The 4,140-nt window shown below is 68.9% G+C and carries 6 protein-coding genes; 5 read left to right on the forward strand and 1 reads right to left on the reverse strand.

Features of this window, described 5'->3' with window-relative positions:
• Positions 1 to 81: 81 nt before the first annotated feature.
• Entirely contained in the window at positions 82 to 672 is a 591-nt protein-coding gene (locus tag RMO30_RS12095; RefSeq protein WP_309713831.1) for a hypothetical protein, read from the reverse strand.
• 33 nt (positions 673 to 705) lie between these two features.
• Here RMO30_RS12095 and RMO30_RS12100 point away from each other — a divergent pair, with 33 nt between their 5' ends.
• The 5 genes from RMO30_RS12100 to RMO30_RS12120 all read left to right on the forward strand — a co-directional run bounded on the left by RMO30_RS12100 (position 706) and on the right by RMO30_RS12120 (position 3,948).
• Positions 706 to 1,335 (forward strand): DUF2510 domain-containing protein, encoded by a 630-nt coding sequence (locus RMO30_RS12100; RefSeq protein ID WP_309713833.1) that lies wholly within the window; start codon positions 706 to 708, stop codon positions 1,333 to 1,335.
• Complete coding sequence (locus RMO30_RS12105; RefSeq protein ID WP_309713835.1) at positions 1,332 to 1,682, forward strand: DUF1801 domain-containing protein; 351 nt, start codon at positions 1,332 to 1,334, stop codon at positions 1,680 to 1,682. Before RMO30_RS12100 ends, RMO30_RS12105 begins: the two co-directional genes overlap by 4 nt.
• A gap of 324 nt (positions 1,683 to 2,006) precedes the next feature.
• Positions 2,007 to 2,453, forward strand: a complete 447-nt coding sequence (locus tag RMO30_RS12110) for a MaoC family dehydratase N-terminal domain-containing protein (RefSeq protein ID WP_309713838.1) — start codon at positions 2,007 to 2,009, stop codon at positions 2,451 to 2,453.
• Entirely contained in the window at positions 2,450 to 2,860 is a 411-nt protein-coding gene (locus RMO30_RS12115; protein WP_309713840.1) for a MaoC family dehydratase, read from the forward strand. Before RMO30_RS12110 ends, RMO30_RS12115 begins: the two co-directional genes overlap by 4 nt.
• Positions 2,857 to 3,948: a UDP-N-acetylmuramate dehydrogenase gene (locus RMO30_RS12120; RefSeq protein ID WP_309713842.1), complete on the forward strand. Its 1,092-nt coding sequence runs from the start codon at positions 2,857 to 2,859 to the stop codon at positions 3,946 to 3,948. Before RMO30_RS12115 ends, RMO30_RS12120 begins: the two co-directional genes overlap by 4 nt.
• Positions 3,949 to 4,140: the final 192 nt, after the last annotated feature.

Consider the following 4,140-nt stretch of genomic DNA (forward strand, 5'->3'; position numbering starts at 1 on the left):
GCGAGCACCTCGGGCCGTGGGTGCGTCGCCGCCTCACAGGCACCTCGTCGGGCGACGGACGCGAGCCGAAGTACCCGCAGTTCACGACGGTTCCGCCGACGGCGGGCTGACCGGGTCTGCGGCAGAAGCCGCGAGCGCCGCGAGATCGTCGGCGAGCAACGCGAGCCCAGCCGCACGCTCCTCCGGGTCACGGGCCGCTCGCGGGCTCGGGTCGTGGCGAGCGGTCGTGATCTCGTGGAGCGCGTTCTGTCGCGCCTCCTCGACGAGCGCGCGCACAGCATCCTCATCGGTCGCTAGCTCGCGCAACCGAGTCGCGATCTTACGCAGAATGCGCATGCGCCGCTTGAGCACCGGGGCGTCGCGCGCCCGGAAGTCAGCGGGGTGGAGGGCGCGCCCCTGCTTCTTCTTCGCGGCGGTGCGCACCCCTTCGAGCCGCGTCGCGTCGGCCTCGTTCTCGACCGCGAGCAGCTCGAACTCCCGCGCGACCGCCGAGTGCCACCAGGGTTCGTCGAAGTCGGCACGGTCGCGCAGCGCGCGCACGATGAGCAGGTTCTTGACCGTGCTGCGCACCGCGCCGGTGGCGAGAAGCACGGCATCCGCGACGACATCCGACGTGCGCGATCGGGGGGAGAACACGCCCCCGCGCGTCGAGCCTCGCCGTGCCGTCGCCACGGCCCGATCCTACGGGCGCCGTATGCTCGGGCCATGAGCGCACCGGGCACGAGCACCCCCGCCGGCTGGTACTCCGACCCGGCAGGTTCCGCCCGCGGACGCTACTGGAACGGCATCGCTTGGACGGATCTCTACCAGACCCCCGGGCAGCCCTTCCCGGCAGGGGCCGAGCCGAAGGCGCCCCCCGGCACCGACGGGAACACCCCGTGGATCTGGCTCATCGTCGTGCTGCCGGTGCTCCCCTCATTGCTGCTGCTCTTCGTGCCGTGGGGCTCGATGTTCGACATCGACCTGACCTCCCCGAACGCCTACTCCGGGATGTCGGGAACGCTCGACCTGTTCCTCTCCCCGTTCTACTGGGGCTCGCTGGTGTTGAGTTGGGCCGCCTACGGGCTCATCGTCTTCTTCGCGTATCGCGACGTGCAAGAGCTCACCGCCCGAGGCGTACCGCGACCGTTCCACTGGGCGTTCGCCTTCATCGGCGGTGTCGTCTACGCGATCGGCCGGTCGGTCGTCGTGGTGCGTCGCACCGGCAAGGGCCACGCGCCGATCTGGGCGGAGGTCGGCGCCCTTCTGGTCAGCTTCGGCATTCTGGCGGCGATCATGGTGGCGATGTTCACCGGCATGGCCGACCTCTTCGGCTCTCTCGACTACTCCCGATGACGATCGCGACCATCGACGAGTACCTGGCGGGGTACGACGGCGAGGTGCGGGCGCGACTCGAGCGGGTGCGGGCCGCAATCCACTCGGTGTTGCCCGACGCCGAAGAGTCGATCACGTACGGGATGCCGACGGTCACGATCCGCAAGCGCCGCCATATCTACTTCGCAGCCTGGAAGAAGCACATCGGGTTCTACCCGGTCTACCGCTCCGACGACCCGATCGAGGTCGAGATCACGCCCTACCGTGCCGCGAAGGACACCCTGCAGTTTCCGTACACGCAGGAGCAGCCCGATGACCTCATCGCGCGGGTGACCGCGTACCTCGCGAGTGTCGGTGGTCGCGGTTAGCCTGTCGTTACGGCGCGACACGCCGAAAATCACTACATGTAGGGGAATGACATCCGTGTGATTCCCGTTATATAGTGGTGATTCACGCGGCGGTCACCGACTCCGCGGATGAACCAAAGACTTTGAGGAGGATCCATGAACGACGTCGACACCGTGGGTGGCTACTCGGTTCCGGTCGATCCGATGGACGACCTTCAGTGCGAGAGCTGCCAGTAGTTCTCGCCGAACAGCGCGGCACCCAAGTCTTCGAGGCTCCGGCAGACATCAGTCGCCGGGGTCTCGATCATTTAAAGGGCCCGGCGCGGGCTCGATAGGCTCGACTCTGTGCCGGTAAATCCAGCGATCGAAGGTCGGGTCTACCCGCCGACCGCCCCGTACCTCGTCGGGCGGGAGAAGGTGCGCGAGTTCGCCCGCGCCGTATTCGCCGGCCACCCGACCCACTCCGATCCCGAGGCCGCGCGCGCGGCGGGATACGCGGATGTGGTCGCCCCGCCGACGTTCTCGATCGTGGTGACCGAGGCGACGTTGCGGCAACTGCTCGATGACCCGGATGCCGGCGTCGACTTCACCCGCGTCGTACACGGCGACCAGCGGTTCTCGTTCACCCGCCCGATCGTCGCGGGCGACGAACTCGTCGCGACCATGACGATCACGAGCGTCAAGTCGATCGGCGGCCACAGCATGGTGACGGCGGAGTCGGCAATCATCGACGGGACCGGCCAGCACGTGGTGACCGCCGTCTCCACTCTTGTCGTGCGGGGTGACGAGTGACCGCCCTCGAGATCGGCGCGGTCGTCGCCGAAGCCAGCTTCCCGCTCACCCGTGACTCGCTGGTGCGCTACGCGGGAGCGTCGGGCGACTTCAACCCCATCCACTACCGCGACGACGTTGCCCAGTCCGTCGGGCTGCCCGGGGTGCTCGCGCACGGGATGCTGACCATGGGTCTCGCCGTGCAACCGGTTGTCGACTGGCTGGGCGATCCCGGCAGAGTGCTCGACTACCAGGTGAAGTTCACCCGCCCGGTGCCCGTCGACCCTGAGATCGGCGCCGTCGTCACGGTCGTTGCGAAGGTCGGCGCGGTCGAGGAGGCGGCGCTGCGCATCGATCTCACCGTGACCTACGGCGAGCAGACGGTGCTCGGCAAGGCGCAGGTTCGCGTCATCCCGCCGACCGGATGACCGCCCTCGCGAGTCTCACGACGCTGGGGATCGGCGGACCCGCGGCGCGGCTGGTGCAGCCTGCTACCCGCACCGAGCTCATCGACGAGACCCTCGCCACCTGGGGCTCGCCCGAAGACTGGCTGCTGCTCGGCGGCGGCTCGAACGTCGTCATCGCGGATGATGGTTTCGACGGTGACGTCATTCGGGTCGCGACCCGGGGGTTGAGCGCGACCCGTGCCGAGGGTGCGCGCCCGGTACGGCTGACCGTCGAGGCGGGCGAGCCCTGGGATGACGTGGTCGCCCACGCGGTCGCCAACGGGTGGTCGGGTATCGAGGCGCTCTCGGGCATCCCGGGATCAGCCGGCGCGGCGCCGGTGCAGAACATCGGTGCCTACGGCCAGGAGCTCGCGTCGAGTCTCGTCGCGATTGACTTTCTCGACTTCGACACCGGCAAGCTGGTGCGGGTCGGCGCCCCCGAGCTCGGCCTGGGCTATCGCACCAGCGCTCTCAAGCGCGGCCGGCTCGGCCTCGTCGTTTCACTCGAACTCGCCCTCGCCGATGACCGCGGGCTCAGCCAGCCCGTCGCCTACGCGCAACTCGCCTCGACTCTCGGGGTGCGCATCGGCGACCGCGTGCCGGTTACCGAGTTGCGTGCCGCGGTCCTCGAGCTGCGGGGTGCGAAGGGGATGCTGTGGGATCCCGCCGACCCCGACTCGGCGAGCGCGGGGTCGTTCTTCACCAACCCTGTCGTGACCGAGCAGTTCGCCCGCGGGCTGCCGGCCGATGCGCCGCGCTGGCCGACCGCCCCCGAGGAGGCGGCGCGGGTGTTGCCACTCGGCAGCGTCATCCCGCACGTCGTGCGCGGCGAGTATCTCGTGAAGCTCAGCGCCGCGTGGCTCATCGAAAAGGCAGGGATCACCCGGGGCTTCGCGATCCCGGGGTCGGGAGCCGCCGTGTCGAGCAGACACACCCTCGCGATCGTCAACCGTGGCGGGGCGACCGCCGCCGACGTCGTGCAGTTGGCCGGCTACATCCAGACCCGTGTTCTCGCCGAGTTCGGGGTGAACCTGCAGCCCGAGCCCGTGCTCGTCGGAGTGTCGTTGTGAGCGACGCGAGGTTCCGCGGGTTGAGTGCCGCGAAGCGGTGTATCGAAACCGCGAGGTTCCGCGGGTTGAGTGCCGCGAAGCGGTGTATCGAAACCGCGAGGTTCCGCGGGTTGAGTGCCGCGAAGCGGTGTATCGAAACCGCGAGGTTCCGCGGGTTGAGTGCCGCGAAGCGGTGTATCGAAACCCAACGTC

The organism is Pseudolysinimonas sp. (assembly GCF_031389465.1).
In the GTDB taxonomy this organism is placed as follows: Bacteria; Actinomycetota; Actinomycetes; order Actinomycetales; family Microbacteriaceae; genus Pseudolysinimonas_A.

Coding starts and splice junctions, on each gene's coding strand:
- RMO30_RS12100 (WP_309713833.1), top strand. CDS start 706: ATGAGCGCACCGGGCACGAGCACCCCCGCCGGCTGGTACTCCGACCCG.
- RMO30_RS12120 (WP_309713842.1), top strand. CDS start 2,857: ATGACCGCCCTCGCGAGTCTCACGACGCTGGGGATCGGCGGACCCGCG.
- RMO30_RS12105 (WP_309713835.1), top strand. CDS start 1,332: ATGACGATCGCGACCATCGACGAGTACCTGGCGGGGTACGACGGCGAG.